The sequence below is a fragment of the Nioella aestuarii genome, assembly GCF_050896395.1.
In the GTDB taxonomy this organism is placed as follows: Bacteria; Pseudomonadota; Alphaproteobacteria; order Rhodobacterales; family Rhodobacteraceae; genus Nioella; species Nioella aestuarii.
Genome location: NZ_JBPBBA010000023.1, coordinates 12,919 through 36,524, shown reverse-complemented (window position 1 = coordinate 36,524; position 23,606 = coordinate 12,919). Strand labels below are relative to the sequence as shown.

Annotated in this window: 19 protein-coding genes and 1 pseudogene; 8 read left to right on the top strand and 12 right to left on the bottom strand. The window is 60.5% G+C overall.

Features of this window, described 5'->3' with window-relative positions; all coding sequences use genetic code 11:
- Positions 1 to 3: 3 nt before the first annotated feature.
- Both ACROHD_RS13425 and ACROHD_RS13420 read right to left on the bottom strand, forming a co-directional pair.
- Positions 4 to 960, bottom strand: a complete 957-nt coding sequence (locus ACROHD_RS13425; protein ID WP_432678574.1) for an ABC transporter permease — start codon at positions 958 to 960, stop codon at positions 4 to 6.
- A gap of 92 nt (positions 961 to 1,052) precedes the next feature.
- Positions 1,053 to 2,621 carry an ABC transporter substrate-binding protein gene (locus ACROHD_RS13420; protein WP_432678572.1) on the bottom strand — a complete coding sequence of 523 codons (1,569 nt, stop codon included), beginning with the start codon at positions 2,619 to 2,621 and terminating at the stop codon, positions 1,053 to 1,055.
- Between the two features lie 489 nt (positions 2,622 to 3,110).
- Between ACROHD_RS13420 and betC the strand changes: the two genes are divergently transcribed.
- A complete protein-coding gene (betC, locus tag ACROHD_RS13415) occupies positions 3,111 to 4,646 on the top strand; it encodes a choline-sulfatase (RefSeq protein ID WP_432678570.1) in 1,536 nt (511 codons plus the stop codon).
- 181 nt (positions 4,647 to 4,827) lie between these two features.
- Here betC and ACROHD_RS13410 read toward each other — a convergent pair whose 3' ends face one another.
- A complete protein-coding gene (locus ACROHD_RS13410) occupies positions 4,828 to 5,847 on the bottom strand; it encodes a phosphotransferase family protein (RefSeq protein ID WP_432678568.1) in 1,020 nt (339 codons plus the stop codon).
- A complete protein-coding gene (locus ACROHD_RS13405) occupies positions 5,847 to 7,073 on the bottom strand; it encodes an acyl-CoA dehydrogenase family protein (RefSeq protein WP_432678566.1) in 1,227 nt (408 codons plus the stop codon). Before ACROHD_RS13405 ends, ACROHD_RS13410 begins: the two co-directional genes overlap by 1 nt.
- A 152-nt stretch (positions 7,074 to 7,225) precedes the next feature.
- Between ACROHD_RS13405 and ACROHD_RS13400 the strand changes: the two genes are divergently transcribed.
- A complete protein-coding gene (locus tag ACROHD_RS13400) occupies positions 7,226 to 7,999 on the top strand; it encodes an SDR family oxidoreductase (RefSeq protein WP_432678564.1) in 774 nt (257 codons plus the stop codon).
- On the top strand, positions 7,996 to 8,733 hold the full coding sequence (locus tag ACROHD_RS13395) for an SDR family NAD(P)-dependent oxidoreductase (protein WP_432678561.1): 738 nt from the start codon (positions 7,996 to 7,998) through the stop codon (positions 8,731 to 8,733). The genes ACROHD_RS13400 and ACROHD_RS13395 overlap by 4 nt, the downstream gene beginning before the upstream one ends.
- A gap of 212 nt (positions 8,734 to 8,945) precedes the next feature.
- On the opposite strand, the pseudogene ACROHD_RS13390 reads toward ACROHD_RS13395, so the two are convergent.
- The 8 genes and pseudogenes from ACROHD_RS13390 to ACROHD_RS13355 all read right to left on the bottom strand — a co-directional run.
- Positions 8,946 to 9,791 (bottom strand): annotated as a pseudogene (locus ACROHD_RS13390) (ABC transporter permease); the annotation flags it as partial.
- Between the two features lie 14 nt (positions 9,792 to 9,805).
- The gene (locus ACROHD_RS13385; RefSeq protein ID WP_432678558.1) at positions 9,806 to 11,362 is read right to left on the bottom strand and encodes an ABC transporter permease; all 1,557 of its coding nucleotides are present in this window, start codon (positions 11,360 to 11,362) and stop codon (positions 9,806 to 9,808) included.
- Positions 11,359 to 11,649 (bottom strand): DUF1330 domain-containing protein, encoded by a 291-nt coding sequence (locus ACROHD_RS13380; protein WP_432678556.1) that lies wholly within the window; start codon positions 11,647 to 11,649, stop codon positions 11,359 to 11,361. The genes ACROHD_RS13385 and ACROHD_RS13380 overlap by 4 nt, the downstream gene beginning before the upstream one ends.
- A gap of 101 nt (positions 11,650 to 11,750) precedes the next feature.
- A complete protein-coding gene (locus tag ACROHD_RS13375; protein WP_432678554.1) occupies positions 11,751 to 12,866 on the bottom strand; it encodes an extracellular solute-binding protein in 1,116 nt (371 codons plus the stop codon).
- Positions 12,867 to 12,937: 71 nt separating this feature from the next.
- Complete coding sequence (locus ACROHD_RS13370) at positions 12,938 to 14,038, bottom strand: ABC transporter ATP-binding protein (protein ID WP_432678552.1); 1,101 nt, start codon at positions 14,036 to 14,038, stop codon at positions 12,938 to 12,940.
- Between the two features lie 376 nt (positions 14,039 to 14,414).
- Positions 14,415 to 15,224 (bottom strand): PaaX family transcriptional regulator C-terminal domain-containing protein, encoded by an 810-nt coding sequence (locus ACROHD_RS13365; protein WP_432678550.1) that lies wholly within the window; start codon positions 15,222 to 15,224, stop codon positions 14,415 to 14,417.
- 39 nt (positions 15,225 to 15,263) lie between these two features.
- Positions 15,264 to 17,282, bottom strand: coding sequence for a phenylacetic acid degradation bifunctional protein PaaZ (gene paaZ, locus ACROHD_RS13360; RefSeq protein WP_432678548.1), 2,019 nt, complete (start codon positions 17,280 to 17,282; stop codon positions 15,264 to 15,266).
- Positions 17,279 to 19,330 (bottom strand): FAD-dependent oxidoreductase, encoded by a 2,052-nt coding sequence (locus ACROHD_RS13355; protein ID WP_432678546.1) that lies wholly within the window; start codon positions 19,328 to 19,330, stop codon positions 17,279 to 17,281. The genes paaZ and ACROHD_RS13355 overlap by 4 nt, the downstream gene beginning before the upstream one ends.
- Positions 19,331 to 19,423: 93 nt before the next feature.
- Between ACROHD_RS13355 and paaG the strand changes: the two genes are divergently transcribed.
- The 5 genes from paaG to ACROHD_RS13330 all read left to right on the top strand — a co-directional run bounded on the left by paaG (position 19,424) and on the right by ACROHD_RS13330 (position 23,525).
- Complete coding sequence (gene paaG, locus ACROHD_RS13350; protein ID WP_432678543.1) at positions 19,424 to 20,209, top strand: 2-(1,2-epoxy-1,2-dihydrophenyl)acetyl-CoA isomerase PaaG; 786 nt, start codon at positions 19,424 to 19,426, stop codon at positions 20,207 to 20,209.
- On the top strand, positions 20,206 to 20,631 hold the full coding sequence (gene paaI, locus ACROHD_RS13345; protein WP_432678542.1) for a hydroxyphenylacetyl-CoA thioesterase PaaI: 426 nt from the start codon (positions 20,206 to 20,208) through the stop codon (positions 20,629 to 20,631). The genes paaG and paaI overlap by 4 nt, the downstream gene beginning before the upstream one ends.
- A 6-nt stretch (positions 20,632 to 20,637) precedes the next feature.
- Positions 20,638 to 21,948 (top strand): phenylacetate--CoA ligase PaaK, encoded by a 1,311-nt coding sequence (gene paaK / locus ACROHD_RS13340; protein ID WP_432678540.1) that lies wholly within the window; start codon positions 20,638 to 20,640, stop codon positions 21,946 to 21,948.
- A 3-nt stretch (positions 21,949 to 21,951) separates the two neighbouring features.
- Entirely contained in the window at positions 21,952 to 22,548 is a 597-nt protein-coding gene (locus ACROHD_RS13335) for a TetR/AcrR family transcriptional regulator (protein WP_432678538.1), read from the top strand.
- Positions 22,549 to 22,628: 80 nt separating this feature from the next.
- Entirely contained in the window at positions 22,629 to 23,525 is an 897-nt protein-coding gene (locus tag ACROHD_RS13330; RefSeq protein ID WP_432678536.1) for a DMT family transporter, read from the top strand.
- Positions 23,526 to 23,606 lie beyond the last annotated feature (81 nt).

Below are 23,606 nucleotides of genomic sequence, written 5' to 3'. Positions count from 1 at the left end.
CCCTTAACGACGATGCACAAGGCGCGGGTTGGACAAGGTCGCCAACACATCCGCCGTCAGGTTCAGCAGCACATAGGCCGCCGCAAAGATCAGAGCGACCGCCTGCACAACAGGCATATCCCGCGCTGCCACGCTATCGACCATCAACTGGCCCAAACCGGGGAAGACGAAAACCACCTCGACCACGACCACACCTGTGATCAGGTAGGCAAGGTTCAGGGCGATCACGTTGATGATCGGGGCCAGCGCATTGGGCAGCGCGTGGCGGACGATCACCCGCATCGGCTTCATCCCCTTTAGCCGCGCCATCTCGATATAAGGCGACGCCAGAAGGTTGATGATCGCCGCCCGCGTCATCCGCATCATATGTGCGGTTACAACAAGCGTCAGGGTCAGGGCCGGAAGGAAGGTTCGGTAGAGCATCTCAGCCATGGACGGATCACCGCGGAAGCTTGCCATCGAGGGGAACATCCCCCCCCGGCCTGCCAGCCAGAAGATCAGGATGTAGGCGACGAAGAATTCCGGGAAGGAAATCGAGGTGAGCGCAGAGGCGTTCGAAAACCGGTCGAAAAAGCTGTTGCGGAACAGCGCGGCAAGAATGCCCAGCATCAGCGAGAGCGGCACCGCAATCGCAGCAGCATAGAGAGCCAGGAACAGCGTGTTGCCAAGCCGTGTGCTGATCAGCTCGATTACGGGTCTGCGGTTGGATAGCGAATTGCCGAAATCGCCCTGAACGACACCGGTTAGCCATTCAATGTATCGGGTGTGCATCGGCAGATCGAGCCCGAGCTCTCGCCGGATTGCAGCAACGGTTTCAGGCGTTGCAGCCTGACCAAGAAATTCTTCGGCGAAATCGCCGGGCAACAGCTCTGTCGCTCCGAAAATCAGCAGTGACACGATGAACAGCGTCAAAAGGCCAAGGGCCAATCGCTTCGCGATCATGCTCCAAATATGTGACATGGGTCCCCCTTCAGGCGGCACTGCCCCCAGTGCGCCAAAGGTCACAGAAGAAGAACCCCGGGCCAATGTGGCCCGGGGCGATGTAGGTTAGATCAGGCAAACCACCAGCGTTCGGCGATGCGGTGACCGTCGTTGCGCCAGTTCGACGCAACCTGTTCGGGGTGCGCCAGCGCGTCGCTGTGCGCGCCGACATAGGCCGCGAACATCGGGATGATGATACCGCCTTCGTCCGAACAGATCTGCTGCATCTCGAAATACATCTCGCGACGCAGTTCCGAGTTCAGTTCTGCACGTGCGGCTACCAGCAGCTGGTTGAAATGCTCGTGGCTCCAGTATGTCTCGTTCCACGGTGCGCCTTCGGCGTAAGCGGTCGAGAACATCAGATCCTGGGTCGGACGACCGCCCCAGTAGGTGCCACAGAACGGCAGCTGCATCCAGACGTTGGACCAGTAACCATCGTTGGGTTCACGCACCACGTTCAGGTTCACGCCAGCACCAGCCGCGCTTTCGGAGTAGAGCACACCCGCGTCAACAGCGCCCGCGAAGGCGGCGTCGGCCAGGTGGATATCCACGTCGAGGCTTTCGAGCCCGGCTTGCGCCAGGTGGTAGCGGGCACGATCCGGGTCGTATGTCTTCTGCTCCAGCTCGGTGTTGTAGTAGAGCTGGCCAGAGCCGATCGGGTGGTCGTTACCCACTTCACCGAAGCCGTTCAGGATGGTGTCCACCAGCTGCTGACGGTCGATAGCGTATTTCAGCGCCAGACGGATGTTGTTGTCGCTGAACGGGGCGGCACGGGTGTCCATCGGCAAGCCATAGTGCTGGGTGCCGGTGACCGACAGAACCACCACGCCGGGCGCGCGCTGAAGCAGGTGAACGGTGTTGAGATCGGCAGAGTCGATATAGTCGACCTCGCCCGAGATCAGCGCGTTCTGACGAGCGGCGGCATCGTGAATCACGATCTGTTCGACACCGTCGAAATAGGCTGCGTCAGACTTCCAGTAACCATCATGGCGCGAATAGGTGGCGCCAACGCCGAACTCGATCTCTTCAATCTTGTAGGGGCCACAGCCATCCGTCGTCATCGGATCAATCGCACCATCGCGCGACGGCAGCATCGGCAGGTGATAGTCGGCCAGCACGAAGGGGAAGTCGGCGTTGCCGGACGCCAGCGTAAAGATGACGTTCATGCCATCGACACGCATATCGGTGATCGGGGCCACGATCGGCGCGGCGGCCGAGGTGGAGTCCTCACCCATATGGTGGCGCAGCGAGGCGACAACGTCTTCGGCGGTCAGGATATGGCCGGAATGGAACTGAACACCAGACCGGATCGTGAAGGTCCAGGTCGCGGCGTCTGACGAGGCTTCCCAGCTTTCGGCCAGTTCAGGGACCAGCGAGCCATCAGGCGCAATCTCTGTGAGATAGTTGTTGCGGGTGTGGGCCTGAAGAATGGTGAAGTCGTTTTCCCAGGACCCCGGGTCCATGGAGTCAGTTGTCGACCCGTGCGCCTGAGCAACGCGCAGGATGCCGCCGCGGGTTGGCTGCGCCTGCGCCATGCGGGCGCCCATCGGGCCGATCAGGGCCGCACCACCAATGGCAGACGCGCCTTTGAGCACGCCACGGCGGCTTACGCCGCCCGAGATGAGTGAGGTCTTCGTCATATTTTATTCTCCGCTGTTGTCGTATTCATTTCGAGTTTCTAGCAGTCTCGAGCTGTTCATAACTGGATCGCCCCACCAGCTGTCTCAGACAGCTCAGACGCTCCGCTGCCGGGAGTCGGTCAAAATTTATGCTAAAGGGCAAGTGTCCGACACGGCAAGAGCCACGATCTGTGGACTTGATCAGAAAACCTTGCATTTGCACCAGCTTTCACAGGCGGGAAGCCAACGTTTCGATTTTTTCGAAACTACCGCTTCGCTTGTACGGCGAAATGTGGGTCGAGTGAGCGAGTCCATGCGTTACTCTCGCACGGGATTTCTGGTGCGAAAACCCAAATTCGACCAACGGTTCACTATTTCCGACAAGCTTTCAGGAAAAGGAAGAAATTTTCTTGCGTTGCGACCAATTTTGACTGTGATGGGCCGCGCAACGGTCCCGGCCGCCCCTGCGCGCCGACGCACCTGGATTACCCCCGAACGAGAGGACATTTGATGCAATCCCCCCCCAATATCGTGCTGATTATGGCCGATCAGCTTGCGCCGCACTTTACCGGCACCTATGGCCATCCGGTTGTTAAGACACCCAATATGGACGCATTGGCCGCACGCGGAACGCGCTTTGATTCTGCCTATTGCAACTCGCCCCTTTGTGCGCCGTCACGCGCGTCTTTCATGACCGGACAGCTGGTCTCAAAAATTGGCGCCTATGACAATGCCGCCGAGTTCCCCGCATCAATTCCGACATTCGCGCACTATCTCCGAATGATGGGCTATCGCACATGTCTGTCCGGCAAGATGCACTTTGTCGGCCCCGATCAGCTTCATGGGTTCGAGGAACGCCTGACCACAGACGTTTACCCGTCCGATCACGCCTGGACCCCCGATTGGACCAACCCGCACGAACGCATCGACAAGTGGTATCACAACATGGAGTCGGTGCAGGAGGCCGGCCCCGCGGCAACTACGTTCCAGATCGAGTATGACGAGGAGGCCACCTTCCTCGCCCGCCGCCGCATTCTGGAATATGCAATGCGCGGTACAGCGCCCTTCGCCATGGTCGTCAGCCTGATCCACCCTCATGACCCCTACGTGCCGCGCCCAGAGTTCTGGAACCTGTACTCCGACGACGAAATCGACATGCCGCAAACAGGGCTGGCCGATGACCCGCACACGCTGCGCGTGCATCACGGTATCGGCGCGGACGCGCAGCCGGTGACGGAACAGGAGATCCGGAACGCCCGGCGCGGCTACTATGCCAACACGTCCTATTTTGACTCCAAGGTCGGTGAAATCGTGAAGGCGTTGGAGGAATCCGGGCAGTTGGACAACACGATCGTTATCGTGACATCGGATCATGGCGACATGCTTTGCGAACGGGGGCTCTGGTACAAGATGAGCTTCTTCGAGCATTCCGCTCGAATCCCTATGATTATTGCTGGACCCGGCGTTGAGAACCGGACCGTTGCAGAGCCTGTCAGCCTGCTCGATATCCTGCCCACGTTCCTGGATATCGCGTCCTCAACCGGTCAATCCGCGCCCGATCCGGCTATGGAATTGGATGGCCGCTCGATCTGGCCGCTGCTTCAGGGGGCTGTGGATAACCCTGATGGAGGTGAAGTCATTGGGGAGTATTGTGCGGAATGTGCAAGCCACCCAATCTTCATGATCCGGCGTGGTACCTGGAAATATATCCATTGCGAGGTTGATCCCCCTCAATTGTTTGATATTTCTTCTGACCCTTTTGAGCAGAAGAATCTGGCTGACGATCCCGCGCACGCACAGAAAGTTGCAGAGTTTCAATCGTTCATTTCTCAGAAATGGCAAGAAAAGCTGCTCTACGAAGCCGTTTTGGCCAGCCAAAAGCGCCGTGGGCCGGTTCACAACGCGATGGAGATCGGCGCGCTGGTCAGTTGGGACTATCAACCGCCGCGTGATGCGTCGAACGAGTTCGTGCGCAACCATATGGATTGGACCGTAGCGGCAGAGATGACGCGCTTCCCACCTTTTGAAAAGAAATCAAACAGTTAAGGGAAGGGAAATCTTCTTAAAGTTGTATGATCAAATACTGCCGCCCCGTAATCTGGCAAAGATTGCGGGGCGGTCTGATTTTCAAGTCACCCTTCACTCTGTTCAGATATGACTCTAGAGTTGGCTGACAACCAATTGGATTCCAAATATGAATCGGATTTCAATGGCTTAGAGCAGCGCCTCAGCCTCGCCCATCAAGGATATCGCAGGCTTTTTCGGCCAAAGGCGCAGCCAAAGCGCCCACCTGTAAAGCCCGATCAGAGGATGCATTGCCCTGCAAACCGCGATACCCCACGCCTTGCACAATGGCTGCGAGCCGGAACAGGCCGAAGACGAGGTAGAACTCCCAGTTGTCGATCCCCGGTATCCCCACCCGTTCGCAATAGCGCGCAACATAATCGTCTTCCGTTGGCAACCCAAGCGCCCGGCGATCTACACCTTCCAGCCCACTGAGAACCGGGCCCGGTGGCATACGCCACAGCATGCATTGATAGGCAAGATCGGCCAGCGGATGTCCCAGGGTGGACAGTTCCCAATCCATCACCGCAATCAACCTGGGCGTGTCCCGGGCGAACATCACATTATCCAGCCGGTAGTCACCATGAACAAGCGACACGCGCCCATCATCGGGCAGCATGTTCGCGTCCAGCCAGTCGATAATCCGCTCCATCGCCGGAATTTGCCCGGTCTCAGTCGCCCGGTACTGACGCACCCAGGTACCGTATTGCCGTTCATAATAGCTGCCCGCACGACCGAAATCCGACAATCCCACGGCCTCTAGATCCACGGAGTGAATCGCCGCGAGGGACAGGTTCATCTGATCGTAGATCGCCGCCCGATCCGATGGCTCAATCCCCGGCAATGCAGGGTCCCAGAAAACCCGCCCGTCAACGAATTCCATCACGTAGAACATCGCGCCAAGCACGCTGTCATCCGCGCAAAGATGCAGGGCCCGAGCCACTGGAACATTCGTTTCCGCCAAGGCTGAGAGAACTCGGAACTCCCTGTCCACCGCATGGGCCGATTTCAGCAACTCTCCGGGTGGTTTGCGGCGTAGGACATACGCGCCGCTCTCAGCACGCAGCTTGTATGTCGGGTTCGACTGCCCATCCGAGAACTTCTGGGCGGTCCGCAACCCGCGAAATCCGGGCAAATGCGCCTCCAGATAGGTTCCAAGCCGTCGAAGCTCCGCCTCCTCCATCAAACCGGCCCCTTATTGCCCTCGTGATGCGCCCTCACCAGCTGCCGCCCAAGCGCCATCATATGCACCTGATCCGGTCCGTCAGCAAAGCGTATCTGTCTGGCATAATTGAACAATTCCGCCAATGGCAGGTCCTGCGTAAGGCCCTTTCCCCCGTGGATCTGGATCGATCGGTCAATGACCGTCTGCGCCATCATCGGAGCTACGATCTTGATCGCGGAAATCAGATCTTTGGCGGCCTTCGCGCCGTCCCGGTCGATCTTTGCCGCGGCTTTCAGCGTCAGCAAGCGCGCCTGCTCGATCTCGCACCAGCTTTTGGCGATGTCCTCGCGCACCGACTGATGTTGGCTAAGCCGCCGCCCGAACGTCTCGCGTTCCTCGACCCGGTCCATCATCAACTCCAGCGCCCGCTGAGCCGCTCCAACCAGCCGCATACAGTGATGGATACGCCCCGGCCCGAGCCGTCCTTGAGCGATTTCAAATCCCCTGCCCTCGCCAAGTAGCAGGTTTTCGGCGGGCACCCTGACATTGTCGAACTCAATCTCCGCCTCACCAAACGGCGCGTCCGCATAGCCAAAAGTCGTCACATGGCGCAGGATCTTCAACCCGGGCGTATCACGCGGCACAAGGATCATGCTTTGCTGCTTGTGGCGATCCGCATTGTCCGGGTCCGACTTCCCCATGACGATGAACACCGCACAGCTTTCGCGCATACCGCCCGTCGTGTACCATTTGCGCCCGTTCAGCACGTAGTCAGGGCCATCCCGGCGTATCTCGGTGCGAATGTTTGTGGCATCCGACGACGCAACATCCGGTTCGGTCATGGCAAAGCCCGACCGGATCTCGCCCGCCAGCAGGGGCTCCAGCCAGCGCGCCCTCTGCGCCTCCGAACCGTAGAGCATCAGGGTTTCCATATTCCCTGTGTCGGGCGCATTGCAGTTGAAAACCTCCGGCGCCCACCACACCCGTCCCATGATCTCGGCCAACGGTGCATATTCGAGGTTAGACAGCTCCCCGCCATGGGCCTTCGGGCGGAAGAGGTTCCACAGTCCCGCCGCGCGGGCCTTGTCCTTCAGGTCTTCATAGAAATCGGGCGTCCGAAAAGGCGTCTCCGTTGTCTCGAAATGCCGCGCGAAAACCGGTTCCGCCGGGTAGATATGCGCTGCCATGAACTCGGTCAGGCGCGCCTGCATCTCACGCATCTTCGGCGTCGGTTCGAAATCCACCACATGTCTCCTTGCGATTTGGCTGCCCGAACGATCAGAGCCACCCGGCCGGTTGTCAACTGTGCCGTCGTGTCATTCCGTTTCACGCCCGGAAAGCGCTTGCCTTTCCGCCCTTCCCCTCTAGCCTTCCGAAGAAACAGAGAGGCCCAGATATGACCATCCAACCACATCCGCTCTTTGACCTGACTGGCCGCGTGGCGCTCGTCACCGGCGCAAGTCGCGGAATTGGAGAGGAAATTGCCAAGATCCTGGCCGAACACGGTGCCCATGTGATTGTCTCCAGCCGCAAGATCGACGGTTGTCGCGCGGTGGCAGAGGCGATCCAGGCCGCAGGTGGCAGTGCCGAGGCATTTCCCTGCCATATCGGCGACATGGACCAGATCGCCGCCATCTTCGACCACATCAAGGCCACGCACGGCCGCCTCGATATCCTTGTGAACAACGCGGCCACCAATCCCTATTTCGGGCATATCCTCGACACCGATCTCTCGACCTTCGAGAAGACGCTCGACGTGAACATCCGGGGCTATTTCTTCATGTCGGTCGAGGCGGGCAAGATGATGCGCGATCAGGGCAAGGGGGCCATCGTCAACACGGCCTCGGTCAACGCGCTGGAACCCGGTGATATGCAGGGCACCTACTCGATCACCAAGGGCGCCGTGGTGAACATGACCCGCGCCTTCGCCAAGGAATGCGCCCAGTTCGGCATCCGCGTCAATGCCTTGGCGCCGGGATGGACCCGCACACGCTTCGCAGGCGCGCTTCTGGAAAGCGAAACCCATTACAATGAGATCATGGCCCGCCTTCCCATGAAACGCCCGGCGGAAGCCTCGGAAATGGCGGGCGCGGTGCTCTACCTCGTATCTGATGCCGCCAGCTACACGACCGGCGAGTTGCTGGTCGTCGATGGCGGGCTCACGATATGAACAAGCGCTTCGAGGGCAAGGTCGCTCTGATCACCGGGGCCGCCAGCGGCTTTGGCAAGTTGCTGGCAGAGGCGCTGGCCGCCGAAGGCGCGCTTCTGGTGATGGGGGATCGAAACAAATGGGGCCTGCGCCACGTGGCCCGCGGGCATCGGGCCGCCTATATGCGCTGCGACGTGACGAAAGAGGATCGGGTCAAGGCGCTTTGTGACCTGGCCATAGAACAGTTCGGCAAGCTGGATATTGCGGTGAACAACGCCGGAATCGCGGGCCCGATGAAGCGCCTGACCGACATCCGAGAGGATGAGTTTGACCTGATCCATGCGGTGAATGCAAAGGGCACGTTCTTTGGCCTCAAGCATCAGATCCCGCTGATGAGGGACACCGGTGGCGCGATCCTGAACGTGGCGTCCGTGGCCGGTCTGGGCGCCGCCCCCAAGCTCGCCGCCTATGCCGCCGCCAAACATGCTGTGGTGGGCCTCACCAAGACCGCCGCGATTGAGGAAGCCCGCAACAGGATCCGCGTGAACGCCATCTGCCCCTTCTACAGCCCCACACCGATGGTCACCGAAAGCGGCATGGCCGAGATGCAAGAATTCCTGGCAAGCGCCTCGCCGATGAAACGCTTAGGCACACCCGAGGAAATCACCGCCGCGATGCTGGCCATGCTCGACCCTGCCAACAGCTACATGACCGGTCAGGCCATCGCAATCGATGGGGGCGTCACCGCCTACTGACCTTCTTCTTTGCCCAAATACTCCCGCCGGAGGCATCCGATCCTCCCCACCGGGGACGGGGCCCGAAACCCTGGGCGCCTCGCTCTCCAACTATCCGTGGCAACACGAGCCGAGGAGGTCCCCGCGTAAGCGGGGGGTGACGAGGCGCGTTCCCGGGTCGACGCCAAAGGCGGCGAAACGAAAAGGGCGGCCCCGAAGGCCGCCCGTATCCGTTAACCGGGGCTCATTCCCCGCAACCGCTCCGACCGTCGCCTGAGCAACTCTACCGTTGTCAGCAGCGCGATCGAGATCACCACGAGGATCGTGGCCACGGCCAGGATTGTTGGCGAAATCTGTTCACGCAACCCGATAAACATCTGCCAGGGCAGTGTCTTTTGCCCGGCGGACCCCACGAACAGCACCACAACCACCTCGTCAAAGGACGTGATGAACGCGAAGAGACCACCGGAAATCACCCCCGGCAGAATAAGCGGCATCTGCACCTTGAAGAAGGTCGTCACCGGATTGGCCCCTAGCGAGGCAGAAGCACGGGTCAGCGACTTGTCAAAGCCTACCAGAGTCGCGGTCACGGTAATGATCACGAACGGAATGCCAAGCGCCGCATGGGCCAGAACAACCCCCATATAGGTCCCCTGCAACCCGATGCGGCTGTAGAAGAAATACATCCCGGCGGCCGAAATGATCAGCGGAACGATCATTGGCGAGATCAGGATCGCCATGATCGCGCCCTTGAACGGCACATGGGACTGCGACAGGCCGATCGCGGCCAATGTCCCGAAGGCGACAGACAGCAGCGTTGCCATCGGTGCAATCCGGACCGAGTTCCAAAGGGGCTGCTGCCAATCGGGATTGGTGAAGAAATCCCGGTAGTGATCCAGCCCGTAGGCGTCTGGATCCAGCGCCAGCATACCCGGCGTGAAGGTAAAGAAATCCTCGGCGTTGAAGCTCAGCGGGATGATCGTGATGATCGGGGCGATCAGGAAGAAGAAGATCAACCCGCAGATCACTCGGAAGCTGTAGAACCAGATTTTCTGGCCGGTGGAGGCATAAGGAGGAAGGCTGCTCATGTTCTTTACCCCAGCTTCACGTTGTCGATGCCCACGATGCGGTCATAGATCCAATACAGGATCAGCACGACCCCGAGGAGGATACTGCCAAGCGCAGCAGCCAGACCCCAGTTGAGCGACGATGAGATGTGATAGGCAATCCGGTTCGAGATGAACGTCCCGGTCCTGCCGCCAACCAGCTCCGGCGTGATGTAGTAGCCGATGGCGAGGATGAAGACGAGGATACACCCCGCCCCGATACCCGGAATGGATTGCGGGAAATAGACCCGCCAGAAGGCTGTCCAATCCGTCGCGCCAAGTGACTTGGCAGCGCGCACATAAGACGGCGGGATGGTCTGCATCACCGAATAAAGCGGCAGGATCATGAAGGGCAGCAGGATATGCGTCATGGCAATGATCGTACCGGTCTGGTTGTTGATCAGCTGCAATCGCGCGTCATCTGCGACCAATCCGGCCCAGACCAGGATGTCGTTGATCACACCCTGTTGCTGCAACAGAACCTTCCACGCCGATGTCCGCACCAGAAGCGAGGTCCAGAACGGCAGCAGAACCAGGATCATCAGCACGTTCGACACGCGCATCGGCAGGTTCGCCAGCAGGAAGGCAATCGGATAGCCCAGCAACACGCAGCTGCCCATGATGACCAGCGACATGAACAGCGTCCGGCCAAACAGAGTCACATAGATCTGACGGTCCTCAGGCTGTGCTGTAATTCCGTCTGCCGAAAGCTGCATGTCGATCGCAGTCAAGAAGTAGCCCGGCGTATAAGAGGGCGAATAGACCCAGATCGTCTCTAAGATATCGGGATTCAGCCAGTCTTCATCCAGGTCTTCGAACTGTTCGCGGATCGAGATGCTTTCAAACCCTCCCACGGCCTGCGCCGCAGTGTTCAGCAGCGCGTTGCTGCCTGAATACTCGCGTCCGCTCAGGTCGCGATAGAGCGAGAAAAAGACGAAATCCTCGATATCTTCTTCCGCCGGATCATCATTGTTGGCCTCGGTGGTGATCCGAACCCATGTGTCAAACGCGTCGGCTGTCTCGGGCAGCGCAGCTCGGATGGCGCTGTCGCCCATCAGCTCGCTCCAGGTACCATAATCGGCCCAGGCTGCATCCAGTTCAGTGAATTGATCGGTGTAGATATCGGTGTCAAATCGGCCAACACCGCGACCGGCCTGCCGGAACAGCGATGAGATTCCCGTCATCTCATAGTTCAGACGGCTGCCCACACGGGTGTGGCGGCGGAACTCGGCGGCCTCGAACAGGTCGATATACAGCCCCGCATACACGTCTTCGCCCGGCGCTTCTTCGTGGTTTTCCCACTCCTCCATCGCGGCAACAGTGCGCGGCAGCGTCTCTCGCACGATCTCATTCTCGACCGACCGGAACAGCATGTCCGCAATCGGGAGGATGAAGGTGATCAGGATGAACAGAAGCAGCGGCGCAATCAGCAGCAGCGCGCGGATTTTCTGGGCCCGGAGCGCACGGTTCAAGCTCGCTTTCAGAGGGCGCCCGTCGGCGGCCAGTACCGGGCCTGCGGGGGTCTGTGCCGTATTGTCGGTCATTCGTGGCCTTCCACTAGGATCATGACACTATCCGCCGAGGCCCGGCGAATTTTGGCCACTTCCTGATATTCTGGATCGTAATAAGCGGCCTTTGCGGCCTCGTAGCTTGGGAACTCGATCACCACATGGCGTTCAAGGGTCTCGCCTTCCGGCACTTCCGACTGCCCACCCCGGACAATGAACTTGGCGCCCAGGTTCTGAAGGATCGGCGTGTCTTGCCGGATGTATTCCAGATAGGCGTCAGGATCAGTGACGGTGATATGTCCGATAATATACCCTTTAGGCATCTGTCCCCTGCCTTTCGTGGTGAACGGACAAGGCGAAATCTCTCCGCCTTGCCGTGTCATTTGGCATAGGGCGGGGCGCGAACCCCGCCGCTACGATCGCCTTACTGCGACAGCCACGCCTGGAAGCGGGCGTCCATGTCGTCGCGGTAATCTGCCCACCATTCGTAGTTGAACAGGAAGGTCCGCTCGGCGTTCGCGGGATCGGTCGGCATATGCGGTGCCATGTCGATGCCCAGTTCAGCATGCTGACCCACCAGCGGAGCCGAAGAGTAGCGCGCCGGACCGTAGGAGATCCACAGAGCCTGGTCGGCCAGACGCTGCGTGTCGGTTGCGAAGCGGACGAAGTCCAGAACGCGTGCCAGACGATCTTCCGGCAGACCTTCGGGGATGATCCAGCCGTCAAGGTCAAAGACCTGCGCGTCCCACATCATGGCGACGGGCTGGTTCTGCTCTTCGATCAGGCTGAACAGACGACCGTTATAGGTCGAACCGAACACGACTTCGCCATCAGCCAGCAGCTGCGGGGTGTCGGCGCCAGCGGACCACCAAACAGTGCTGTCGGCGATGGTGTCGAGCATGGCGAATGCCTGCGCGATGCCTTCTTCGGTCTCCAGAACGTCATAGACGTCTTCCATGGCAACGCCCGAGCACATCAGCGCCCATTCCATGTTGCCGATCGGACGACGCTCCAGCGAACGCTGACCGGGGAAGGTTTCCAGGTCGAACACGTCGCAGATGTCGTCAGGGGTGTTGCCGCCCCATGCTTCCACGTCGGTACGGTAGCCGAAGGTGGTGGAGTACACGATCTGCGGAATGAAGCAGTCGGACACGATCAGGTCGCCGAAGTCTTCGGAAGCCGGGGTGCCATCGGGCGCCGGTGCCAGTACTTCGTCATGGTCGATTTCCATCGCCAGACCTTCGTCGCACAGACGCATTGCGTCAGCGGCCACAACGTCAACCAGATCCCAGGTGATGTTGCCGGCTTCGTTCATGGCGCGCAGACGGGCCACGGCCTCGGCTGAGCTTTCGTCCCACACGACTTCCAGACCTTCATGCATGGCCTGGTAGGGTGCGGAGTATGCGTTCACCTGGCTGGCCTGGTAAGCGCCACCCCAGCTGACAAGCGTCATGCTGTTGGCCATATGGCCGTCCGCATGCGCCGTGGATGCGGCCATAACCGCGCCCGAGGTCAGCATAAGAGCTGTCTTGAGTTTCATGAGTCTCTCCTCTGTTGGTCGTCTTTTTTAAGTTTGGACGCCGCCTATCTTCCGACAGGCGGATCCGTTGCTCAGGCGTCCAGCGCCCGGCAATCCTCTGCCCGCCACCCGATTTCGATCTGTTCGCCGGGTTGAAGCCGGCGCTGATCGGGGGCGTTACGGGTTTTGATGATGAAATCTTCGTTCCCGGCCACACGCAGCCGGGTGCGATAGATGTCACCCATGTAGATGAACTCCAGCACTTCCGCCTTGATGGTGTGTGCGCCGGGGGTCAGGCGGTCCTTGTTGAACTCCACCCGTTCAGGACGGATCGAAACAAGTGTGCGCTCACCAACCTTGCTGACATTGACCGGTTTGGTGTCGATCACCTCACCATCATCCAGAGTCACCTCAGCGCGATCACCCTGGATCTTGCTGACGGTGCCCATTAGCGTGTTGTTTTCACCGATGAACTGCGCAACGAAGCTGTTTTCGGGGGCCTCGTATAGCTCATCCGGCGGGGCCAGCTGCTGAATGCGGCCATCGTCGAACACGGCAACGCGGTCCGACATGGTGAGCGCTTCGGTCTGGTCGTGGGTCACGTAAACTGTGGTGATCCCGAGGTTATGCGCCAGATTGGTGATCTCGAACTGCATGTGTTCGCGCAGTTGCTTGTCCAGCGCGCCAAGCGGTTCGTCCATCAGTACCAGCTCGGGTTCGAACACAAGCGCACGCGCAAGTGCGATCCGTTGCTGCTGACCGCCGGACAACTGCGCCGGGCGACGGCCACCAAAGGCGCCCATCTGCACCATATCCAGTGCACGTTTGACCTTTTCTTCCTGATCCGACTTGCCCATGTTGCGGACCTGAAGCGGGAAGGCGAGGTTTTCTGCCACCGTCATATGCGGGAACAGGGCGTAGTTCTGGAAAACCATGCCAATTCCGCGCTTGTGCGGGGGGATATTGTTGATCGGCTGCCCGCCCAACAGAATTTCCCCATGCGTCGCGGTCTCGAACCCGGCCAACATCATCAAACAGGTGGTTTTTCCCGATCCTGACGGCCCGAGCATGGTCAGAAATTCGCCCTGGCCGATGCTGAGGTTGAGATCTTTTACGACAAGCGTTTCGCCATCGTAGCTTTTCTGCACGCGGTCGAAGACCACGAAGTTTTCCGATCCGGAACTCGCGTTCATGTTTCTTCCCTGATGTCCGGCGCCGGGGCGCTGGTTCTTATTCTCGGCTCTAACGGCCATTCTTTATGCATCTGCGTAGGTTTCTGGCACGTCTTGCGACGAAACACCGGCAAAAACCGACACATATGTCCTGAGTCGTAGTCTAAGGGCAAAGTCGATGCCGTCCAGCCCCCGCAAGAAAATTAGTTCGAATGCCCAATAGATGGGTGATTGTTAGGCAATCAGATTAAGGGGTTGCACAATATCTGCCCTTGGCTCTGCAAGTCGTGCAAATACAAACAAGACGCAGCCTGACAGGCGGTCAGGAATCTCACGCGGCCCCCGTCCGAGGAAAGAACCTGCGATTCGCAGTCAAAACCGCACTGATTCTCGGCCGCTACCGCAGCTCTTCCAGCGACGAAAGCTCCGGCACCGGAAGCAGATCCATCAGGGTTCGGAACTGGCTCCGGCAGGTGGGGCCCGGCCAGCCTTCCGGGAAAAACCAGTCCGGTAGGTCAGAATGACGGAACAGCAGGCGCCGCCAGCTATGAACGATCAGCAGCCGCAAGGCCGCAGCTTCCTCGACCGAAACAAGCGGCGCATTGTGCAGTCGTTCCAGAACCGCGCGAAGGTCATTTTCCAGGGCCAGATACTGCGCCATCAACTCGGGCGGGCAGATCTGGTCATGCAGCCAGCCGGGGATGAAAAAGCGGTCGGCCTCCACCCCCAAAAGGCCCTTCAGATCATCGGGCAATCGTCCCGGTCCAATCACGGCCTGCGCCCCCACGGGCAGATAGTCGCCCGTCAGCAGCAGGCTATCGAGCTGCCCGCGCCCGGTCTGCTCGCCCGATCCGGACACCAGAAGATGCCAGTACTCAGGAAACTGCCGCTCTGCATCGTATATACGGGGGCTTGCTTCGGCGCTCTGGCGACGGCCCAATTGCGTCAGACAATGCAGACTGCCCCGTCCTTCGCGCACGCTGTCGATCCAGCCATCCTTTCGCAACCGAAACAATGCCACGCGTGTCGCTTCTGGCTTGATCCCCATCAATCCCACCAGACGAGTTAGAACCGCGCCGCTGATCCCTTCGCCTTCGCGCCGGGCAAGGTCACCAAAAATGGTCACGATCAGAGACCAGACGCGGTGGCTCTCGCCCCTCGTAAGCAATGCTGCCGCGTCAATGAAAGTCTGGCTTTGCGTCCCCATGGCCGCGACTATACGCAGGCCACGCCCCGGCTGCCAATCTCAGAAGGCATTCATCGTAAGCAGTTCGTATTCCGCAACCTGTTCGTCATCCTGATTGGTCAGTGTTACGTGCCACCGCACCTCGCCGTAGTCGTCATTTCGCCTGGTCTTCTTCTTGACCGACAGGCGCACCTTGATCGCATCGCCCGCCTGCACCGGCTTCATGAAACGCAAGCCGTCCAGCCCGGTATTGGCCAGAACCGGGCCTTCGTTCGGTTCCACGAACAGACCCGCCGCAAAGGACAGCAGCAGATAGCCATGCGCGACGCGACCGGGAAAGAACGGGTTCCGTTTGGCAGCTTCGTCATCCATGTGAGCATAGAAGGTATCGCCGGTGAAATGAGCGAAATGCTCGATATCGTCCAGCGTCACTACGCGGGGATCGGTGTGGATTGTCTCTCCGATTTCCAACTGATCGAAGCGGCGGGTAAAGGGATGTGCACCTGCGTCAATCTCTGACGCGCCTGGCACCCAAGTACCACCGATGGCGGACAGAATGTCGGGGCTGCCCTGAATGGCAGTTCGCTGCATGTAATGCATCACGCCGCGAATGCCGCCCATTTCCTCGCCGCCGCCAGCCCGGCCTGGCCCACCGTGAACCATATGCGGCAGGGGCGAGCCATGGCCGGTGCTTTCCTTCATCGAGTCACGATTGTTGAAATAGAGCCGCCCGTGAAACGCCCCTGATCCAAGCGCCACATCGCGGGCAACGGCGGGGTCATGGGTGATGACGGACGCCACCAAAGACCCCTGCCCCCGGTTCGCCAGTTCAATGGCATGGCCCATATCGCGATAGCCCATGATTGTGCTGACCGGCCCGAAGGCCTCGGTGTCATGCACACGTTCGGCCCCGTCGGGATCGGCGCAATGAAACAGCATCGGGGGCAGGAACGCGCCGTTCGATCCGGCCATGTCGAAATTGTCCGGGTCGCCAAAGACCCGCTCCGCTTCTGCCCCGATCAAGGCGGCTTTCTCCAACACATCGGCCTTTTGCGAAGCGCTGACCAGCGCCCCCATGCGCACGCCCTCATCCTGCGGGTTGCCCACTTTGGTGCTGCCAAGCCGGGCCGACAGCGCATCAATCAGCGCCGGCACGGATCCTTCAGGCGCGATGATCCGGCGAATGGCCGTGCATTTCTGGCCTGCTTTCGTGGTCATCTCTCGCGTGACTTCCTTGACGAACAGGTCAAACTCCGGCGTGCCTGCCACGGCATCGGGGCCAAGGACCGAGGCGTTCAGACTGTCCTGCTCCGCCACGAAGCGCACCGAATTGCGCAGGATCACAGGGTTCGACCGCAGCGCCACAGCCGTCTGTGCAGAGCCGGTGAAGCTTACCACATCCTGACAGCCAAGCCGGTCGAGCATATCGCCCACCCCGCCCGACACCAGTTGCAGCGCGCCCGCTGGCAGGATGCCGCTTTCCAGCATGATACGGACGGCCAGTTCGGTCACATAACAGGTGGCCGTCGCCGGTTTCACAATCGCCGGCACCCCCGCCAGCAGCGTCGGCGCCAGCTTTTCCAGCATCCCCCAAACGGGGAAGTTGAACGCATTGATGTGAACCGCCACCCCTTGCAACGGCGTCGCAATATGCTGGCCCAGGAAGGTGCCATTGCGGCTCAGCTGCTCCACCTCACCATCCAGATACACATGCCCATCCGGCATTTCCCGCCGCCCCTTGGAGGCGAAGACAAACATCGTGCCGATGCCGCCGTCGATATCGATCAGGTGGTCGGATTGCGTGGCCCCGGTGCTAAAAGACAGGTCGTAGAGCGCCTGCTTGTGCTTGCCCAGTTCCAGCGCCAGCGCCTTCAGCATCCGCGCACGGTCATGAAAGGTCATTGCCCGCAAGGCCGGGCCGCCAAAATTGCGCGCATAATCCAGCATGTCCTGCACCGGCAGGGCCGATCCCGCCCGAGCCATCGGCTCGCCCGTCACCGCGCTTGCGATCATCCGTGCCGAGGCGTCGGGGGCGATCCATTCGCCCGCGGCGAAGCTTCGAATATCCAGCAGGCTCATGTCTGTTCTCCTTCCAGCGCACGCGCAAGATGTTCAGCCATGACCCACGATCCGGGGCTTTCCCCCGCGACCTCTGCCATCACGCGGGCCATTCCGGCCCATCCAACCTGCGCCGCATAATGCATCGGCCCGCCCCGCCAGCGCGGGAAGCCGTAGCCGTGCAGCTTGACCATATCGACCGCCGCAAAATCCTCGGCGATGCCTTCCTCCACAATCCGCGCGCCTTCATTTGCGTAGACGGCCAGCAGCCGGTCGCGGATGTCCTGTTCTGTGTAAATACGCCGCGTGATGCCCCGCTTGGCGGAATACTCAACGATCAGCGCCTCAACCTCCGCATCGCGTTGTGGCGCGCGGCTGCCCTCGGAATAGGCGTACCAACCCTTGCCGCTGCGCTGCCCAAGGCGGCCCATCTCGCACAGCGTATCGGCAATGCTCTCATAGCGCTCGGCGGGGTCGCGCGTCTCTGCCTGCCGTTTCCGGTTGGCCCAGGCGATCTGAAGCCCTGTCAGGTCCTGCAATTCAAACGGCCCCATCGGCATCCCGAAGCCCCGCATCGCAGCATCCACCTCGTGCGGCAGGGCCCCGTCGGCCAGCAGATATTCCGCCTCGCGCCGATAGGCGGACAGCATCCGGTTGCCGATGAACCCGTCGCAGATGCCCGACAGAACGGCGACCTTGCGCAACCGTTTCGCCAGTTGGAATCCAGTGGCCAGCACATCGGGGTCGGTGTCCGGCGTGTTCACAACCTCTACCAGCTTCATGACATGCGCGGGTGAGAAGAAATGCAGGCCAAGGCAGCGAGCCTTGTTGGGAATCTCCGCGAAAATCTGCTGTGGGTCGAGGTAAGACGTATTGGTCGCAAGGATCGCGTCCTTTGACACATGCTTTGCCAGATCCGCAAAGACCGCCTGCTTGACCGATAGATCCTCAAAAACCGCCTCAACCGCCAGATCAACGCCATGGGCTGATGCGTAATTGTCCGCTGCTGCAAAGGCAGTCATCTGCTTTTCGTACTGATCTTGCGTGATTTTCCCACGCTTCAATGCCCCCGCAACCAAGCCTTCAACCCGGCCCTGAGCAGTGCTCGCTTCCTCGGACGAACGTTCAATCAAGGTAACGCGCAGCCCGGCAGACAGGCATGAAGCTGCGATGCCCGCGCCCATCAATCCGCCCCCCACGACGGCCACATGGCCGATCTCGCGCGGGGTGGCGCCCTCGATGGCCTTGGGCTTCATCACCTGCCGCTCTGCAAAGAATGCGTGTCGCAAGGCCCGGCTTTCGGCGCCTGCGCGCATCTCCAGATGGCGGGCCCGCTCCAGCGGCTGGCCCTTTGCGAATGGCAAAGCCGCCCATTGCAGGGCCTCCAGGTTCAGCAACGGCGATTGCTGGCCCTTTGCGCGCTTGGCGATCTCCGCTGCCTTGGCCGCATAATCCGCATCTTTCAGGGCCTCGCAGCTGCGGGCACTGACCGCGACGGGGCGCTCTGGCAGATCGGCGGCGAACGCACGGGCTGCGGCGTCCAGATCGGACTCGATCCGATCCACCCCGCCAAGTGCCAGCATCTCGTCTGCGGAATACACACGCCCCTTACAGGCCATCTCAATAGCGGTGTGCATTCCAACAAGCCGAGGCGCGCGTTGCGTACCGCCTGCGCCCGGAATGATCCCCACATTCACTTCCGGCAGGCCGAACTTGGTGTCTGGCGCGGCGAAGCGCCATGCGCAGCCCATGGCAATCTCGAACCCGCCGCCCAAGACAGTACCGTGCAGAAGCGCAAGGAAGGGCACCTCGCTGTCTTCGATCATCTGCACCACGTCGGGAAGGTGTGGCAGAGCCGCGGGACCGTCAAATTCCGACATGTCCCCGCCCGCAATGAAGGTTCGGCCTGCGCATTTCAGCACCGCCAGACGGGCACCTTTCACGGCCTCAACCGCCCCTTCCAGCCCGGCCCTCACCGCCTGAGACGTCGCATTCACCGGTGGACTGTCGATGGTGACCCAAGCGATATCCCCGTCTTTTCTGACAGTTACCGGCATATCAGCAGTCATTACGATGATCCTTCCCTCTCGGTGTTGCGGAATTTATTGACCAACCGTTCGGTTTATGCAAGAGATTCCTGAGCGAGGGAGGACAGACCGCAGATGAGCGATACGGTATTGGTGACGGACCACGGGACCTGGCGTGAAATCACGCTCAACCGCCCCGACCGGCTGAACAGTTTCAACGAGGAAATGCACCTTGCCCTGCGTGCGGCCCTGACCGAGGCGCGCGAGTCCGGTGCCCGGGCGATCCTGCTGACCGGGGCAGGCAGAGGCTTCTGTGCCGGGCAGGATCTGGGCGACCGCGACCCCTCGAAAATGGACGGCCCACCCGATCTGGGCCACACCGTCCGCACCTTCTATGCCCCCCTCGTGCGCCTCATCCGGGACATGCGCCTGCCGGTCATCTGCGCCGTAAACGGCGTTGCTGCGGGCGCGGGCGTCAGCCTTGCCTTGGCCTGCGACATCGTTCTGGCGGCAGACACGGCCAAGTTCATTCAGGCCTTCAGCAAGGTGGGTCTTGTCCCCGATACCGGCGGCAGCTGGCACCTGCCCCGCCTTCTGGGCGAAGCGCGCGCCAAGGCGCTGGCCATGACGGCCGAGCCCCTGCCCGCCCAAACCGCCGCCGATTGGGGCCTGATCTGGCGCACCTACCCGGATGATCAGTTGATGGACGAGGCCCGCGCACTGACCGCGCGCCTTGCCGCTGGCCCCACGCTTGGCCTTGGACTGACAAAACACTGCATTCAGGCCGCCGCCACCAACACGCTCTCCGATCAGCTCGACCTGGAAGCAGAGGCCATGAAAACCTGCGGGGAAAGCGCCGACTATGCGGAGGGTGTCAGCGCCTTCCTGTCGAAGCGCCAGCCGGAGTTCAAAGGCCGATGACCCCCACGGAACGCGCCCAGAAATCCGCCGCTGCCATGTGGGCCGATGACAACGCCTCGCCCTGGTTCGGGATGGAGATTGTGGAAGTCACCGAAGGCCGCGCCACACTCGCCCTGACAGTCGAAGCCCACCATGCCAACGGCCACGGCATCTGCCATGGCGGTGTCACCTTTTCGCTCGCCGACAGCGCCTTTGCGTTTGCCTGCAACAGCCGCAACCAAAATACGGTCGCGCAGTCGAACACCATCACCTACGTCGCACCCGGCCGGATTGGCGACCGCCTGACCGCCACCGCGCGTGAGATCAGCATGACCGGTCGCAGTGGCATCTATGACGTGACCGTGACCAACCAAGACGGCACCGTGATCGCAGAATTCCGGGGCAATTCCCGTGCGATCCGTGGCCAGTTGTTCGAGGAGTAAACCGACATGAAAGACCTCAGCCCCCGCAAGGAAGAGCTCGACCCGATCGAGATCGCCTCGATTGACGAAATCCGCGCCCTGCAACTGGACCGCCTGAAATGGTCGGTCCGTCATGCCTATGACAATGTGCCGATGTATCGCCAGCGCTTTGACGCGGCAGGCGTGCATCCCGATGATCTGCAACAGCTTTCGGACCTCGCGAAATTTCCGTTCACCTACAAGACGGACCTGCGCGACAACTATCCCTTCGGACTTTTCGCCGTACCGCGCGACCAGATTTCCCGCATCCATGCCTCCTCTGGCACCACCGGGAAACCCACTGTTGTGGGCTACACGAAAAACGACATCAGCAACTGGGCCGATCTTGTCGCGCGCTCCATGCGTGCCAGCGGCACCCGTACAGGCGATATCGTGCATATTGCATATGGCTACGGGCTCTTTACCGGGGGGCTTGGCGCGCATTACGGGGCTGAACGGCTTGGCGCGACGGTCGTTCCCGTCTCGGGCGGCATGACCGAACGACAGGTCACGCTGATCAACGATTTCAAGCCCACGACCATCATGGTGACGCCCTCCTACATGCTGAACATTCTGGAACAGTTCCACAAAATGGGGCTCGACCCGCGAGACAGCAGTCTGGAGGTCGGCATCTTCGGGGCCGAACCCTGGACCGACGCCATGCGCAAAGAGGTCGAAAAGGCTTTCGACATGCATGCCGTTGATATCTATGGGCTATCCGAGATCATGGGGCCGGGTGTGGCCAATGAATGCGTGGAAACCAAGGATGGCCCGGTGATCTGGGAAGACCATTTCCTGCCCGAAATCATCGACCCCGAAACCGGAGAGGTCCTGCCCGATGGCGAGCTCGGTGAACTGGTCTTCACCACGTTGACCAAAGAAGGGCTCCCGATGATCCGCTACCGCACACGCGACCTGACGCGGCTTTTGCCGGGCACGGCGCGGTCCATGCGGCGGATGGAGAAGATCACCGGACGCTCCGATGACATGATGATCCTGCGCGGCGTCAACGTCTTCCCCACCCAGATCGAAGAGCAGTTAATGGCAACCGGCGGCCTCGCACCGCATTTCCAGATCGAGCTTTATACAGCGGGCCGGATGGACGCGATGCGCGTGCATGTGGAGGCCCTGCCCGATGCCACCGACGAGCTTTCCAAAACCGCCGCCTCTCGGATGCTGTCCAAGCGGGTGAAAGACATCGTTGGCATCTCGATCGAAGTGAATGTGGGCGATCCCGGCGCCGTGGCCCGCAGCGAGGGCAAGGCCAAGCGCGTCGTCGACAATCGCGAGAAGGGATAAGGCGTGGCACGGACAATCGCAAAGGACCACGACCAGAAACGGGAACAGATCCTGCAATCTGCGGCCAAGATCTTCGCCACCGAGGGGTTTGACCGCGCCTCGATGGCGCAATTGGCCAAGGAATGCGGGATCTCCAAGGCCAATATCTACCACTACTACGACAGCAAGGACGCAATCCTGTTCGACATTCTCGACACCTACCTGTCGAACCTGCGCGATCTGATCCTTGCTACGGATGTAGAGGGGCTGACCCCCGAAGATCGGCTTCGCCGGGTGATCCGCGATGTTCTGCGCGCCTATCAAGGCTCGGATCACGAACATCAGGTTCAGCTTAACGCGCTTGGCGCCTTGCCCGATGATCAGCAAGACCGAATGCGTGCCTATCAGCGCGACATGGTGCGCTATCTGTCCGATTGTATCCGTGCCGCCGCCCCGCAGGTCTTCGGTGACGACCGCGTCAAGCTGCGCGCGGTTACCATGTCGGTCTTCGGAATGCTGAACTGGTACTACATGTGGAATGACGGCGCAGACCCACAGGCCCGTGACGACTATGCCACGCTGGTCGCGGACCTGACACTCAAGGGGTTGCCTGGCATCTGAGGGCTTGCCTGAGACCACGGCTTCGGGGCAATCTCGCCCGAGCCCTGCGGGGCCGCCCACCCCGCCAGCCAGGAGCGTCCATGCCCCGCTTGCAAGAGATCGCCCATCAGCAGGGGCCGGCCGCCATTGGCCTGGCCGTCGGCAGCGCGTTCTGGGGCCTGCTTTGGGTTCCTATCCGCGCGATGGAACACGCAGGATTACCCGGCGCTTGGCCCGGTTTCGTCTTCTATTGCTGTGCCGTCGTGCTGATGGTGCCGATCCTGATCATCCTGAAATCTCGCCCAATGGCGCATCTCGCCGTGCTTATTCCCTGCGGTCTGCTGACCGGCGCGGCCTTCAGCCTCTATTCCTCCAGCCTCGTGCTGACCGATGTGGTACGCGCTGTGCTGCTCTTCTACCTCTCCCCGATCTGGAGCACCCTTCTGGGGCTGATCTTCCTCGGGGAACGCCTGACCCCCTCGCGTATCATGGCTCTGGTGCTTGGCCTTGCAGGGCTTGCGGTGATCATGGGAGGGGGGGCTTTGTCCCATGGGGCCAATCTGGGGGACATTCTGGCGTTGCTTTCAGGTATCTTGTGGGCGTTCGGGTCTTTCTTCCTGTTTCGCTCCGGGGCCGTGGCGGTGGCTGAACAGGTGTTTTCCTTCGTCTTCGGGGCGTTCCTAGTGTCAGGTGTCTTTCTTCTGTTCTGGGGCTCCAGCTTCGGCGGCGCATTCTCGGGGCAGGATCTGCGCGCAGCGGCGCCTTGGGCCGTCATTACCGGCTTTATTGCCCTGCCGATGCTGTTCCTCACCATCTGGCCCGCGACCATCCTGCCCCCGGCGCGGGTGGGGCTGTTGATGATGGGCGAGATTGTCGTGGGCGTCATCACGGCGGCGATCTGGTCCGGCGATCCCTTCGGCTGGCGAGAGGCCACAGGCTGCCTAATGATCGCAAGCGCGGGATTTGTAGAGGTTCTGGGGCACAGATCGCGGTCCTGATGGGTTTTGCCCATCGCTTTTGATCAAATCTATTTAAATTGCTCTTTTGATGCCTTTTGAGTATAGATAAATTACGCTATA

Bases quoted from the DNA above. Each gene is read 5' to 3' on its own strand.
- ACROHD_RS13425 (WP_432678574.1), bottom strand. From the start codon at position 960: ATGTCACATATTTGGAGCATGATCGCGAAGCGATTGGCCCTTGGCCTT.
- ACROHD_RS13420 (WP_432678572.1), bottom strand. From the start codon at position 2,621: ATGACGAAGACCTCACTCATCTCGGGCGGCGTAAGCCGCCGTGGCGTG.
- betC (WP_432678570.1), top strand. From the start codon at position 3,111: ATGCAATCCCCCCCCAATATCGTGCTGATTATGGCCGATCAGCTTGCG.
- ACROHD_RS13410 (WP_432678568.1), bottom strand. From the start codon at position 5,847: ATGGAGGAGGCGGAGCTTCGACGGCTTGGAACCTATCTGGAGGCGCAT.
- ACROHD_RS13400 (WP_432678564.1), top strand. From the start codon at position 7,226: ATGACCATCCAACCACATCCGCTCTTTGACCTGACTGGCCGCGTGGCG.
- ACROHD_RS13395 (WP_432678561.1), top strand. From the start codon at position 7,996: ATGAACAAGCGCTTCGAGGGCAAGGTCGCTCTGATCACCGGGGCCGCC.
- ACROHD_RS13385 (WP_432678558.1), bottom strand. From the start codon at position 11,362: ATGACCGACAATACGGCACAGACCCCCGCAGGCCCGGTACTGGCCGCC.
- ACROHD_RS13380 (WP_432678556.1), bottom strand. From the start codon at position 11,649: ATGCCTAAAGGGTATATTATCGGACATATCACCGTCACTGATCCTGAC.
- ACROHD_RS13375 (WP_432678554.1), bottom strand. From the start codon at position 12,866: ATGAAACTCAAGACAGCTCTTATGCTGACCTCGGGCGCGGTTATGGCC.
- ACROHD_RS13370 (WP_432678552.1), bottom strand. From the start codon at position 14,038: ATGAACGCGAGTTCCGGATCGGAAAACTTCGTGGTCTTCGACCGCGTG.
- ACROHD_RS13365 (WP_432678550.1), bottom strand. From the start codon at position 15,224: ATGGGGACGCAAAGCCAGACTTTCATTGACGCGGCAGCATTGCTTACG.
- paaZ (WP_432678548.1), bottom strand. From the start codon at position 17,282: ATGAGCCTGCTGGATATTCGAAGCTTCGCCGCGGGCGAATGGATCGCC.
- ACROHD_RS13355 (WP_432678546.1), bottom strand. From the start codon at position 19,330: ATGACTGCTGATATGCCGGTAACTGTCAGAAAAGACGGGGATATCGCT.
- paaG (WP_432678543.1), top strand. From the start codon at position 19,424: ATGAGCGATACGGTATTGGTGACGGACCACGGGACCTGGCGTGAAATC.
- paaI (WP_432678542.1), top strand. From the start codon at position 20,206: ATGACCCCCACGGAACGCGCCCAGAAATCCGCCGCTGCCATGTGGGCC.
- paaK (WP_432678540.1), top strand. From the start codon at position 20,638: ATGAAAGACCTCAGCCCCCGCAAGGAAGAGCTCGACCCGATCGAGATC.
- ACROHD_RS13330 (WP_432678536.1), top strand. From the start codon at position 22,629: ATGCCCCGCTTGCAAGAGATCGCCCATCAGCAGGGGCCGGCCGCCATT.